This window comes from Micromonospora sp. NBC_01412 (assembly GCF_045040215.1).
Classification (GTDB): Bacteria; Actinomycetota; Actinomycetes; order Mycobacteriales; family Micromonosporaceae; genus Micromonospora; species Micromonospora rubida.
In genome coordinates this window covers 3909146-3921222 of record NZ_CP109528.1, presented here as the reverse complement: position 1 = coordinate 3921222, position 12077 = coordinate 3909146, and the positions used below count along the sequence as shown (strand labels likewise).

The 12077-nt window shown below is 71.2% G+C and carries 10 protein-coding genes, 1 tRNA gene and 3 pseudogenes; 4 read left to right on the top strand and 10 right to left on the bottom strand.

Annotated elements, in window-relative coordinates:
- Positions 1-22 precede the first annotated feature (22 nt).
- Positions 23-1006 (top strand): UDP-glucose 4-epimerase GalE, encoded by a 984-nt coding sequence (gene galE / locus OG617_RS18090; protein ID WP_405103286.1) that lies wholly within the window; start codon positions 23-25, stop codon positions 1004-1006.
- Complete coding sequence (gene galK, locus OG617_RS18085) at positions 1003-2181, top strand: galactokinase (RefSeq protein ID WP_405103284.1); 1179 nt, start codon at positions 1003-1005, stop codon at positions 2179-2181. Before galE ends, galK begins: the two co-directional genes overlap by 4 nt.
- A gap of 151 nt (positions 2182-2332) precedes the next feature.
- Here galK and cysN read toward each other — a convergent pair whose 3' ends face one another.
- The 8 genes and pseudogenes from cysN to OG617_RS18045 all read right to left on the bottom strand — a co-directional run bounded on the left by cysN (position 2333) and on the right by OG617_RS18045 (position 9716).
- Positions 2333-3634, bottom strand: a complete 1302-nt coding sequence (cysN, locus tag OG617_RS18080; protein ID WP_405103282.1) for a sulfate adenylyltransferase subunit CysN — start codon at positions 3632-3634, stop codon at positions 2333-2335.
- Positions 3634-4545 carry a sulfate adenylyltransferase subunit CysD gene (cysD, locus tag OG617_RS18075; RefSeq protein ID WP_405103280.1) on the bottom strand — a complete coding sequence of 304 codons (912 nt, stop codon included), beginning with the start codon at positions 4543-4545 and terminating at the stop codon, positions 3634-3636. The genes cysN and cysD overlap by 1 nt, the downstream gene beginning before the upstream one ends.
- Before the next feature lie 79 nt (positions 4546-4624).
- A pseudogene (locus tag OG617_RS18070) lies at positions 4625-5071 on the bottom strand (inositol monophosphatase family protein); the annotation flags it as partial.
- Between the two features lie 145 nt (positions 5072-5216).
- The gene (pth, locus tag OG617_RS18065) at positions 5217-5807 is read right to left on the bottom strand and encodes an aminoacyl-tRNA hydrolase (protein WP_396683625.1); all 591 of its coding nucleotides are present in this window, start codon (positions 5805-5807) and stop codon (positions 5217-5219) included.
- Between the two features lie 118 nt (positions 5808-5925).
- On the bottom strand, positions 5926-6618 hold the full coding sequence (locus OG617_RS18060; RefSeq protein WP_405103278.1) for a 50S ribosomal protein L25/general stress protein Ctc: 693 nt from the start codon (positions 6616-6618) through the stop codon (positions 5926-5928).
- A gap of 375 nt (positions 6619-6993) precedes the next feature.
- Positions 6994-7974, bottom strand: coding sequence for a ribose-phosphate diphosphokinase (locus OG617_RS18055; RefSeq protein WP_405103276.1), 981 nt, complete (start codon positions 7972-7974; stop codon positions 6994-6996).
- Positions 7975-8025: 51 nt separating this feature from the next.
- A pseudogene (gene glmU / locus OG617_RS18050) lies at positions 8026-9515 on the bottom strand (bifunctional UDP-N-acetylglucosamine diphosphorylase/glucosamine-1-phosphate N-acetyltransferase GlmU).
- A gap of 130 nt (positions 9516-9645) precedes the next feature.
- Positions 9646-9716, bottom strand: a tRNA-Gln gene (locus tag OG617_RS18045).
- A 103-nt stretch (positions 9717-9819) separates the two neighbouring features.
- On the opposite strand from OG617_RS18045, the pseudogene OG617_RS18040 reads away from it, so the two are divergent.
- Positions 9820-10047 (top strand): annotated as a pseudogene (locus tag OG617_RS18040) (acyl-CoA desaturase); the annotation flags it as partial.
- Between the two features lie 164 nt (positions 10048-10211).
- Positions 10212-10901, top strand: coding sequence for a TetR family transcriptional regulator (locus OG617_RS18035; protein ID WP_405103274.1), 690 nt, complete (start codon positions 10212-10214; stop codon positions 10899-10901).
- 22 nt (positions 10902-10923) lie between these two features.
- Here OG617_RS18035 and OG617_RS18030 read toward each other — a convergent pair whose 3' ends face one another.
- Together OG617_RS18030 and OG617_RS18025 are read right to left on the bottom strand one after the other, a co-directional pair.
- Positions 10924-11394 carry a DUF4383 domain-containing protein gene (locus tag OG617_RS18030; RefSeq protein ID WP_405103272.1) on the bottom strand — a complete coding sequence of 157 codons (471 nt, stop codon included), beginning with the start codon at positions 11392-11394 and terminating at the stop codon, positions 10924-10926.
- 131 nt (positions 11395-11525) lie between these two features.
- Entirely contained in the window at positions 11526-11981 is a 456-nt protein-coding gene (locus OG617_RS18025) for a DUF4383 domain-containing protein (RefSeq protein WP_405103270.1), read from the bottom strand.
- Positions 11982-12077 lie beyond the last annotated feature (96 nt).

Below are 12077 nucleotides of genomic sequence, written 5' to 3'. Positions count from 1 at the left end.
CGGCCAGGCAGGAGGACTCGACGTGAAACTGCTCGTCACCGGCGGCGCCGGCTACATCGGTAGCGTGGTGACCCGGCTGCTGCTCGACGCCGGCCACGAGGTGGTCGTCCTCGACGACCTGCGCACCGGGCACCGGGAGGCGCTCGCCCCGGAGGCCACCTGGGTCGACGCGCCGATCCACGACGCGGCCCGGGTGCTCACCCCGGGGGCGGGCTTCGACGGGGTGCTGCACTTCGCCGCCCTGATCGCCGCCGGCGAGTCGATGGTCAGGCCGGAGCTGTACTGGGACACCAACACCGTCGGCTCGCTCGCCCTGATCGACGCGGTCCGGGCCGCCGGCGTGCCGAGGATGGTCTTCTCCTCCACCGCCGCCGTCTACGGCAACCCGGTCGAGCTGCCCATCCCGGAGACGGCCGTCAAGGCCCCCACCAACACGTACGGCGCCACCAAGCTCGCCGTCGACATGGCGCTCACCTCCGAGGCGATCGGGCACGACCTGGCCGCCGTGTCGCTGCGCTACTTCAACGTCGCCGGGGCGTACCTGCGCGGCGACCTCGCCATCGGCGAGCGGCACGACCCGGAGACCCACCTCATCCCGATCGCCCTGGACGTGGCCTCCGGCCGGCGGGAGAAGCTCCAGCTCTTCGGCGACGACTACCCCACCGTCGACGGCACCTGCGTGCGCGACTACATCCACGTCGAGGACCTGGCCCGCGCCCACCTGCTGGCGCTCACCACCGCCGTGCCCGGCCGGCACCGCATCTACAACCTGGGCAACGGCGCCGGGTTCACCAACCGACAGGTCGTCGACGTGGTCCGCGAGATCACCGGCCGTCCGCTGCCGGTCGAGGTGGCACCGCGCCGCGAGGGCGACCCGGCCGAACTGGTCGCCTCCTCCGCGCTGGCCCGCGAGGAGCTGGGCTGGGTGCCCGAGAAGCCCACCCTGCACGACATGGTCGGCGACGCCTGGGCCTTCTACCGCACGCACGTCCTGGAACGTCCTTGACCGACCCCGCGCGTCCCGGCCCCGCCGGCGAAGTCGCCGACCGCGCCGCCGCCGGCTTCCTGCACCGGTACGGCGAACCGCCCGCCGGCCGCTGGGCGGCTCCCGGCCGGGCCAACCTGATCGGCGAGCACACCGACTACAACGACGGCTTCGTGCTGCCGTTCACGCTGCCGCTGCGTACCGTCGTCGCCGCCGCGCCGCAGGACGGCGGGCGGTGGACGGTCTGGTCGGAGCTGTCCGACTCCCCGGTCGAGTTCGGCATCGCCGAGGTCACCGCGCCGGGCCGGGTCACCGGCTGGGGAGCATACGTGGCCGGGGTGGTCTGGGCGCTGCGCGACGCCGGCCACCACGTGCCCGGCGCGCGGCTCGCCATCGCCTCAGACGTGCCGATCGGCTCCGGGCTGTCCTCCTCGGCGGCGCTGGAGGCCGCCGTGCTGGCCGCCCTGGCCGACCTCGGCGGGGTGGACCTGCCGGCCGAGCGGCGACCGCGGCTCGCCCAACGGGCCGAGAACGCCTACGTCGGCGTGCCCACCGGGATCATGGACCAGTCCGCCGTGATCCGCTGCCGCCCCGGCCACGCGCTGTTCCTCGACTGCCGCACCGAGTCCGTCGAACACATCCCGTTCGACCTGGCCGCCGCCGGCCTGGCCGTACTGGTGATCGACAGCCGGGCCCCGCACCGGCACGCCGGCGGCGAGTACGCCTCCCGCCGCGCCTCCTGCGAGCAGGCGGCGGAGCTGCTCGGGCTGGCCGCGCTGCGCGACGTCCCCGCCGCCGGGCTGGACGAGGCCCTCGCCCGGCTCGACGACGACGAGACCCGCCGCCGGGTCCGGCACGTGGTCACCGAGGACCAGCGGGTGCTCGACACCGTCGAACTGTTGCGCGCCGGCCAGATCCGCGACATCGGCCCGCTGCTGACCGCCTCGCACGCCTCGATGCGGGACGACTTCGAGATCACCGTGCCGGAGATCGACACGGCGGTCGAGGCGGCCCTCGCAGCCGGGGCGTACGGCGCACGGATGACCGGCGGCGGCTTCGGCGGCTGCGTCCTCGCCCTGATCGACGCCGACCGCGCCGACGCGGTGACCGCCGCCATCACCACCGCCTACGCCGCCCGCAACTTCCCCACCCCCAACTTCCACCTATCCACTCCCAACACCCACCCCCGCCCCTGACACCCCGCCGCCTCACCCCCGCCCACCCACACACCCCACGCACCCCGCCCGCTATTTCACGGAAAGAGTGGCCACCCGGGCTTGGATGGCCACTCTTTCCGTGAAGATGCGGGGCGTTCGAGGGGTGGGGGTGGGGAGGGGTACGACGGGGTTAGGCGGTTTCGACGATCATGCCGGCGCCGACGGTGCGGTTGGTGGTCTCGTCGATGATGACGAAGCCGCCGGTGGTGCGGTTGCGGCGGTACTCGTCGGCCAGCAGCGGCACCGTCGTCCGCAGCCGGACCCGGCCGATCTCGTTGAGCCTCAGCTCGGCGGCGGTCTCGTCGCGGTGCAGGGAGTTGATGTCGAAGCGGTAGTGCAGGCCCCGTACGATCGCCCGCGCCGAGCGGGTGGTGTGCTTGATCACGTACTTGCCGCCGACCTGCAACGGGCGGGTCTCGTCCATCCAGCAGATCATCGCCTCGATGTCCTGCGCCACCGCCGGGGCGTTGTTCGGCCGACAGATCATGTCACCGCGGGAGATGTCGATCTCGTCTTCGAGGCGGACCGTGACCGACATCGGCGGGAACGCCTCCTCCACCGGCCCGTCCGCCGTCTCCACCGCCGCGATGCGGCTGGTGAACCCCGACGGCAGCACCATCACCTCGTCCCCCGGCTTCAACACCCCCGAGGCCACCTGACCGGCGTACCCCCGGTAGTCCGTCACCGTCGTGGACTGCGGCCGGATCACGTACTGCACCGGGAACCGCACGTCCTGCAGGTTCCGGTCCGAGGCGATGTGCACCCGCTCCAGATGATGCAGCAACGACGGACCGTCGTACCACGGCATGTTCTCCGACCGGGACACGATGTTGTCCCCCCGCAGGGCCGACACCGGCACCACCGTCAGGTCGGGCACGTCCAACTTCGCCGCGAACGCCGTGAACTCGTCCGCGATCCGCTCGAACACCTCCTGCGAGAAACCGACCAGGTCCATCTTGTTCACACACAACACCAGGTGCGGCACCCGCAACAACGAACACAGGAACGCGTGTCGCCGCGACTGCTCGACGAGGCCCTTCCGCGCGTCCACCAGGATCAGCGCCAGATCGGCGGTGGACGCCCCGGTGACCATGTTGCGGGTGTACTGGATGTGCCCCGGAGTGTCGGCGATGATGAACTTCCGCCGCGGCGTGGCGAAGTACCGGTACGCCACATCGATCGTGATGCCCTGCTCCCGCTCCGCCCGCAGGCCGTCGGTGAGCAACGCGAGGTTGGTGTACTCGTCCCCCCGCGCCGCGCTGACGGCTTCGACGGCGGCAAGCTGGTCGGTGAACAGCGACTTCGTGTCGTACAACAGCCGGCCGATCAACGTCGACTTACCGTCGTCGACGCTCCCCGCCGTCGCGAACCGCAACAGGTCCATCGGCCGCGCCCCGAGATCGACCTCGCCGGCCACAGTATCGGTGCTCATCAGAAGTAGCCCTCCCGCTTACGGTCCTCCATCGCGGCCTCACTGACCCGATCGTCACCCCGGGTCGCGCCCCGCTCGGTGATCCGCGTCGCGGCCACCTCCTCGATCACCAGCTCCACCGAATCCGCATCGGAGCGCACCGCCGCCGTGCAGGAGGCGTCGCCCACCGTCCGGTAGCGCACCTGGGCCTTGAACCGCTCCTCACCCGCCCGGGGGTGGAGGAACTCGTTCACCGCGTAGAGCATCCCGTCCCGCTCCACCACCTCACGCTCGTGCGCGTAGTAGATCGACGGCAACGGGATCTGCTCCCGCGCGATGTAGTGCCACACATCCAACTCGGTCCAGTTCGACAACGGGAACACCCGGATCGACTCCCCCGGGTGATGCCGACCGTTGTACAACGACCACAGCTCCGGACGCTGGTTCTTCGGATCCCACTGCCCGAACTCGTCCCGGAACGAGAACACCCGCTCCTTCGCCCGCGCCTTCTCCTCGTCCCGCCGCGCCCCACCGAACAACGCGTCGAACCGGTGCTTCTCCACCGCGTCCAACAGCACCGGCGTCTGGATCCGGTTCCGCGTCCCGTCCGCCGCCTCCCGCACGAACCCCCGCGCCAACGCCTCCGGCACGCTCGCCACGATCAACTGCAGGCCCAGCTCCGCCACCCGGCGATCCCGGTACTCCAGGACCTCCGGGAAGTTGTGCCCCGTGTCGACGTGCATCACCGGGAACGGGATGTTCGCCGGAGCGAACGCCTTCTGCGCCAACCGCAACATCACGATCGAGTCCTTGCCACCGGAGAACAGCAGCACCGGCCGCTCCATCTCCGCGACCACCTCGCGCATCACGAAGACGCTCTCCGCCTCCAACGCGTCGAGGTGCGAGACCTGGTACGCGGCGGGGGTGGTCATGACACGGCCTCGATTCGCTCGGATCCGCTCATGGGATTCCAGACCTTTCCGGTCGGACACGTAAAGAAGAACGCTCAGGCTACCCGGAATGCCTCTGCAACGCTGCAAGCAACCGGCTGGCGAGATCCTTGCGGCAGACCAGCAGATCGGGCAGACGCGGATCAGCCTCGTTGTATCTCAGCGCAGAACCGTCGATCCGGGAAGCATGCAGTCCGGTGGCCGTCGCCACAGCTACCGGGGCGGCCGAGTCCCACTCGTACTGGCCGCCGGCGTGGATGTACGCGTCGACCTCGCCGGTCACCACGGCGGCGATCTTCGCACCCGCCGAGCCCATCGGAACGAGATGAGCGCCGACATCCTCCGCCAGATCGGTCAGAAAAACCGGCGGACGACTACGACTGGCCGCCAACCGGATGACCCGCCCACCGCCCGCGGTCGCCGCCTCCAGCGTCATCGGCGGGTACGCCGGCGGGTGGTCCGTGCCCAGCACCCGGTGCTGCGCCGGCAGCCCGACCGCGCCAACCACCGGGCGAAAGCGCCGTCGATCATCGGAGGACTACCCACAAATCGCTCCCGTCGCCTCGCCGGCGACCCGGGCCGCCGGCTGCGGTTCGCCCGAAAGGCGCAGACTACCGGCCACGCCACGGTGGCCCGCGTATGCCCTGCCCGGGTCAGGCCCCGTGATACAGGTTCTGGGTCGGCTCCACGCCCCGGGTGACCACCGACTCGACCACGTCCGCCGCCCGGTCGACCAGGAACTCCAGTTCCTTGCGCTCGGCGGCGGGGAAGTCCGACAGCACGTAGTCCGCCGGGTCCTGCCGACCTGGCGGACGGCCGATGCCGAACCGCACCCGGACGTAGTCCTTCGTGCCCAGCGACTTCGACATCGAGCGCAGGCCGTTGTGCCCGCCCTCGCCGCCGCCGCACTTCACCCGCACCTGCCCGTAGTCGATGTCCAGTTCGTCATGGATCGCGATCACCCGGCCCGGCGACACCTTGTGGAACTGCGCCAGCCCGGCCACCGGCCCGCCGGAGAGGTTCATGTAGGTCAGCGGCTTCGCCAGCACCAGCTTCGGGCCGCCGAACCCGAGCCGCCCCTCGGCGACCTCCGCCACCGCCCGCTTGTGCCGGCCGAACCTGCCACCCACCCGGGCGGCCAGCAGGTCGGCCACCATGAAGCCGACATTGTGCCGGTTGCCCGCGTACTCCCGACCGGGGTTGCCCAGGCCGACCACCAGCCACGGCCCCGCCTCGTCCGTCACGCCACGCCCCTCCCGCTCTCAGCGCCGCCCATCACGGCCGTGCGACCCGACGACTGCCCCGATACGCCGACAGGCGCCCCCGACCACGGGAGCGCCTGTCGCACGGAACGGGGACCGATCAGGCCTCGGTCTTCGCCTCGACCGGGGCCTGCTCGCCCTCGGCAGCCGGGGTCTCGGCGCCCTCGGCGGTCTCCTCGCCGACCCCGGCCTCAGCCTCGGCGGTGGCCGTCTCGACCTCGGGGAGGGTGGCCTCGAGCTGCTCGGCGGTCGGCGCGGCGGTCACCGAGGCGACCGTGGCCTCCGGGTCGGCGGCCAGCTCGACGCCGGCCGGCAGCTCCACGTCGGCGGCGGTGACCTGGGTGCCGGCCTCCAGCCCCTCGATCGACGCCTCCAGGTGGTCCGGCACCTTCGTGGCGTCGGCGGTCACCGAGAGGGTGTCGTGGTCGTGCACGATCAGCGTGTTCTTGGCGGCCTCGCCGGTCAGCTGGACCGAGACCTCGACGGTGACCTTCTCGCCGCGGCGGACCAGCAGCAGGTCGACGTGCTCGAAGCTGTCCCGGATCGGGTCCCGCTGGATCGCCTTCGGCAGCGCCAGCACCTGGGTGCCGTCGCTGACCTCGATCGCGAAGAGCTGGTTGGCGCCGCCCTTGCGGATCGCGGCGGCGAACTCACGCACGGGCAGCGCGATGTGCTTGGGCTTCTCGCCGTGGCCGTAAAGCACGGCGGGCACCAGGCCGGCCCGGCGGGTACGACGGGCACCACCCTTGCCGAACTCGGTACGGGGCTCGGCGCTGATCTTTACCTCGGACACGGGGAAACTCCTGATGCTTTCGCTGCGGCGGCTTGTCGACTGGCGGTGCTGGGCGAGGGGCTCGCTGGGGCTCATGCGTCATGAACGACTGCCCGGAGCACCGCGTCGATGACGGTGCATCCGTGCGGCGCTTTTCAGCGGCCCGCCGGGCACCCTCGCCGTGGCAACCGCAGTAGTCTACCCGAGTTGATTACGCCCCTGGCGGCAGTCCCCGCCTCCGCCGTCTGCAGGAGCAAAAAAGCCCACCGGGCAGCCGGCGAACACCGGTTGTCCGGACACCCGGGCACCTGTCCGACGCCCGGTCGGGACCGGGCCGGCACCCTGGCCGTTACCCGCACGCCGGCCTCGGGACGACGGCCGGCGCGCGGGTAGCCGTCAGCTCAGGCCACCGAACAGGGTCGTCACCGACCCGTCGTCGAAGACCTCCCGGATCGCCCGGGCCAGCAGCGGCGCGATCGACAGCACGGTGATCTTGTCGAGCTGCTTCTCGGGCGGCAGCGGCAGCGTGTTGGTCACCACGACCTCGGCGATCGGGCTGTTCTTCAGTCGCTCGGTCGCCGGGTCGGACAGCAGCGCGTGGGTGGACGCCACGACGATCTCCGCCGCCCCGGCCGTCCGGAGGATCTCGGCGGCCTTGGTGATCGTGCCGCCGGTGTCGATCATGTCGTCGACGATCAGGCAGACCCGGCCCTCCACCTCGCCGACCACCCGGTTCGCCACCACCTGGTTCGGCTTGAGCGGATCCCGGGTCTTGTGGATGAACGCCAGCGGGCAGCCGCCCAGCCGATCCGTCCACCGCTCCGCCACCCGAACCCGGCCCGAGTCCGGCGCCACCACCGTCATCGGCCGACCCGCGTACTTGCGCTCCACGTACTCGGCCAGGATGTCCATCGCGAACAGGTGATCCACCGGGCCGTCGAAGAAGCCCTGGATCTGCGCGGTGTGCAGGTCCACCGTGAGGATCCGGTTCGCGCCCGCCGTCTTGAGCAGGTCCGCCACCAGTCGCGCCGAGATCGGCTCCCGGCCCCGGTGCTTCTTGTCCTGCCGCGAGTACGGGTAGAACGGCAGGACCACGGTGATCCGCTTGGCCGAACCGCGCTTCAGCGCGTCGATCATGATCAGGGTCTCCATGACCCAGGTGTTGACCCCATGCGTCACGGACTGCACCACGAAGGCGTCCGAACCGCGCACCGAGTCCTTGAACCGTACGAAGATCTCCCCGTTCGCGAAGTCGTACGCGTCGGCGGGCGTCGGCGCGACGCCTAGCACCTCGCCGATCTCCTTGGCCAGCTCCGGAAAGCCACGTCCGGAGAAGAGCATCAGGCTCTTGCGGTTTTCGGCGACGATGCTGCCCATGGGCTCGTCTGCTCCCGTTGGTCGGTGGTCCCGGCTGCGGTCTGACCGGGACTATTCGGTTGCAGTATCTCCCCCGCCTGACGGCCGTCGAACCGCCTCGGCGCCCCCGTGGATTGCCTCACCTTCCCTTGCGGCCCTCAGGCCTCCGGCGCATCCTCCGCCGCTTCCGCCGCAGCCTGGCGGGCCCGCTCGGCGGCCTCGGCCGAGGCGGTGCCGGGCCGCCTGCGGGCCACCCAGCCCTCGATGTTGCGCTGCGGCGCCCGGGTCACCCCGAGTGCGCCCGGCGGCACGTCCTGGGTGACCGCGCTGCCCGCCGCGACGTACGCGCCCGGGCCGACCTCCACCGGGGCGATCAGGCTCGTGTCGCAGCCGATGAACGCCGCCTCGCCGACCGTGGTGCGGTGCTTGTTGACCCCGTCGTAGTTCACGAAGATCGTCGCCGCGCCGATGTTGGCCTTCGCCCCGATCGTCGCGTCACCGACGTACGACAGGTGCGGCACCTTCGCGCCCGCGCCGACCTCGGAGTTCTTCACCTCGACGAACGTGCCGACCTTGGCCCGCTCGGCCAGCTTCGCCGCCGGCCGCAGGTACGCGTACGGCCCGACGCTGGCCCCCGGGCCGACCTCGGCCTCGACGGCGTGGCTGCGCAGCACGGTCGCCCCCGGGCCGATCACCGTGTCGATCAGCGTCACGTCCGGGCCGACCACGGCCTCCGCGCCGACCACGGTCCCGCCGCGCAGCTGGGTGTTCTGGTCGATCACCGCGTCCCGGTCCACCGCGACCGTCACGTCGATCCAGGTCGTCGCCGGGTCCAGGATGCTGACCCCGGTACGCATCCACCCCTCGTTCACCCGGTCGCTCAGCAGCCGGCGCAGCGCCGCCAGCTCGACCCGGTCGTTGCAGCCCAGCGTCTCGACGTGGTCGGCGGCCACGTGCACCGCCACCGGCTCGCCGGCGGAGACGAGCAGGCCGAAGACGTCGGTGAGGTACTCCTCGCCCTGGTCGTTGTCGGCGGAGAGCTTGCCCAGCGCGGCGCGCAGCCGCGCCGCGTCGAACGCGTAGATGCCGGCGTTGATCTCGCGCAGCGCGCGCTGGGCGGGGGTGGCGTCGCGCTCCTCGACGATCTGTTCCAGCCGACCCGCCGCGTCCCGGACGATGCGCCCCAGACCGGTCGGGTCGGGCACCTCGGCGGCCAGCACCGTGGCCGCGGCCCCCGCGCTTTCGTGCGCGTCGACCAGCGCGGCGACGGTCTCGGGGCGGAGCAGCGGCACGTCGCCGTTGATCACCACCACGGTCCCGGCGGCGTCCGGCGCCGCGTCCAGCCCGATCCGGACCGCGTGACCGGTGCCGAGCTGCTCGGCCTGGAGCACCGGGGTGGCCTCCGGGGCGACCTCGGCGAGGTGCGCCCGGACCTGGTCCGCGCCGTGCCCGACCACCACGACGGTCCGATCGGCCGCAAGCGGCGCGGCGGCGGTCAGCACGTGGCCGAGCAGGGTCCGGCCGAGCAGGGGATGCAGCACCTTGGGCAGCGCCGACTTCATCCGCTTGCCCTCCCCGGCGGCGAGCACGACGACGGTACGGAGGTGGAGCTGGGGCACGACGTAGCTCCCGTCGGGACGGTGACAGTCTCGCGGCCATGCTAACCACGCAATGGCGGCGGTACAGCGGAAGCTCCCGGGAGAGGATTCGAACCCCTATAATCAGGACCAAAACCTGACGTCCTGCCATTAGACGACCCGGGACGGCCTAAACGGACAAACGAAACGGTTGGCAGACCCCTACACCTTAGCGTCCCGAACCTTCGACGCCATCGCCCGTTCCCCTCATGATCCCGCCGGCCCTCCGGAGCGGCCGGCGCGGCACTCCGGCGACGCGTCGTTCTGGCCCCTGGCGATCCTGTCGTTCGGCGAGAGCTGGCACAACCTGCACCACGCCGACCCGGCGAGCGCCCGGCACGGTGTGCTGCGCGGCCAGGTCGACATCTCGGCCCGGGTGATCTGGCTGTTCGAGAAGGCGGGGGCGGCCTGGGCGGTGCGCTGGTCGAAGCCGGAGCGGATCGCGGCCAGGCTGGTCAGGCCCGAACGGGGTCCCGTGCCGGCCGACGCCGGGTCGGCCGGCACGGGTACGGTCGGACGACGCGGCGGCACCGTCCCGGAATCGGACGGGTCGGCGGCGTGCACAGCGGAGGCAGCGGCATCCCACGACAGGGCGTCCCCAAGCGCCGGCGAGGTGACAACATGGTGGACGGTCCGGTCGGCGAGGGAGCAAGTGGTCGGCGGCGCGCGGTTCCGGCGGCGGCGGGCAAGCCGCCCGCGCGGGTGCGAATGTCGGCGGCGCAGCGGCGTGAACAGTTGATCTCGACCGGCCGGCAGCTGTTCGCCGAGCGCGGCTTCGACGCGACCTCGATCGAGGAGGTGGCGGCCCGGGCGAAGGTCTCCAAGCCGGTGATCTACGAGCACTTCGGCGGCAAGGAGGGGCTCTACGCGGTGGTGGTGGACCGGGAGGTCCGGGCCCTGCTGGACCGGATCACCACGGCCCTGACCGCCGGTCATCCGCGGGAGCTGCTGGAGCAGGCGGCGATGGCCCTGCTCGGATACATCGAGGAGGAGACCAGCGGGTTCCGGGTGCTGGTCCGGGAGTCGCCGGTGATGTCCGCGACGGGCAACTTCAGCAGCGTGATGAACGACGTCGCGCACCAGGTCGAGCACATCCTCGGCGCCGAGTTCAAGACCCGGGGGTACGACCCGAAGCTGGCCGAGCTCTACTCGCAGGCCCTCGTCGGCATGGTGGCACTGACGGGGCGCTGGTGGCTGGAGGTGCGCAAGCCACGTAAGGAGACGGTGGCCGCGCACCTGGTCAACCTGGCCTGGAACGGCTTGTCGCACCTGGACGCGAAGCCGACCCTGATCACGGCGAAGGGCCGGTGACCTGGGTCCGGAACGGCCGGGTTCAGCGACCGCCGGGGACGGCGGCGCGGCGGTGCCGGCGTTCGGCCTCGGCGTGCTCGGGCGGCCCGATCTTGTCGTAGAGGCCGGTGGCGAGGAGCACCAGCCCGAACAGCAGCGACACGATGACGGTGGACATCGAGAAGTTGAGGAAGTTCGCCGAGGTCTGCAGGACGGACATCATCAACACGCCGGTGACCAGGAAGACCACCCCGGCGGTCAGGTTCATGTAGTGGCCGAGGTTGCTCCGCCGGGACGCCCCGACCATCAGCACGGCCCCGAAGATCACCGAAACCAGCGAGAACGCGAGGTTGGTGCGGAGGCCGAGGGCCCAGGTGCTGCCCCGGTCGAACAGCCCCTCGCCCCAGGTCGTGGCCACTCCCCAGACGCCGAAGACCAGGATGTAGAGCCCGATGACCCCGGCGAGGACGCGGTAGAGCGCCCGCGCCGGGTGGTTGACCGGAAAGTGCGCCATGACCCCTCCGTCCAGATGTGTCCGTCCGGAAGGATTGTCGCCCGCGCGAGGGCCGGATACCGGCCGAACCGCCGCAGCGGGACCGGAACCAGCAGATCCCCGCAGCGGCGACCCGGGCCAGAGGGCGAGCCTCAGAGGACGAGCCGAGCCTTCTGCCAGGCCTCGGTCTCCTCCTCGGTGCCGATCTTGCCGTACATGCCGACCATCAGCAGCACCATCGAGAGGGTCAGCACCACGATGTCGGTGAAGATGGTGAAGTTGAAGACGTTGGCGTCGGTGTGCAGGAAGGCCAGCTCGGCCAGGCCGAGGACCATGAGCGCGTACGCCAGCCACTGGTTGATCGCGACGTCGAGGTTACGGCCGATCACGGTGCCGGCCAGAATCGCGACGCCGAGCAGGATGCTGAGCAGCGAGAATCCGAGATTGGTCCCCTGGCCGAGCACCTTCGTGTCATCCTGGGCGAGGAAGTCGTTGCCGGCGCTGGCGATGATGCCGAGCACTCCGAAGACCACGAAATACAGACCAACGAGCCCGCCGATCGCCCGGTAGATCGGCCGCGCGGGGTGGTTGACGGGGGTGTGGGCCATGTCTGAGTCTCCAAGACCGTGCGGGTGAGGGGTCACCTGGGATTGTCCCGCACGGCGGGCTGTGACGCCGCACACCCCCCACCCGAGGCCGGCTCG